The organism is Candidatus Glassbacteria bacterium (assembly GCA_019456185.1).
Lineage (GTDB): Bacteria > Gemmatimonadota > Glassbacteria > GWA2-58-10 > GWA2-58-10 > JAJRTS01.
This window is the reverse complement of the sequence record VRUH01000019.1, coordinates 1-395: the sequence shown is the minus strand read 5'-3', so window position 1 is coordinate 395 and position 395 is coordinate 1. Positions and strand designations below refer to the sequence as shown.

The 395-nt window shown below is 53.9% G+C and carries 1 pseudogene (running past one end of the window); it reads left to right on the top strand.

What is annotated here, in order from left to right:
• Positions 1–395, top strand: a pseudogene (locus tag FVQ81_08910) (efflux RND transporter permease subunit) (it extends 1,724 nt beyond the left edge of the window).

Below are 395 nucleotides of genomic sequence, written 5' to 3'. Positions count from 1 at the left end.
TCGATCTCGATTGATGAGAGTAAACGGGTTACCATGATCGTGGAAAAAAAGCTGATGCAGATTCCCGAGGTACGTGAAGTGGTAAGCCGCATCGGGCGGGGAGAGGTGGGCGCGCACACTGATCCGGTAAACAGCGCCGAGATGTATGTGCTGTTCAAACCGCGTTCCGAGTGGCGGACGGCTGAGAGCCAGGAAGACTTGGAAACTGTTATTCGGGAGCATCTGGGCGAAATTCCCGGTGTGTTGATGAACTTCACTCAGCCAATCGACATGACAATCGATGAGCTTCTGGAAGGGGTTCGCGCGGAACTGGCAATCAAGCTTTTCGGCGATGACCTGGATTTATTGAAACAGAAGGCTGACGAGATTGCCGCGGTTGTCGGAAGAGTGCGGGG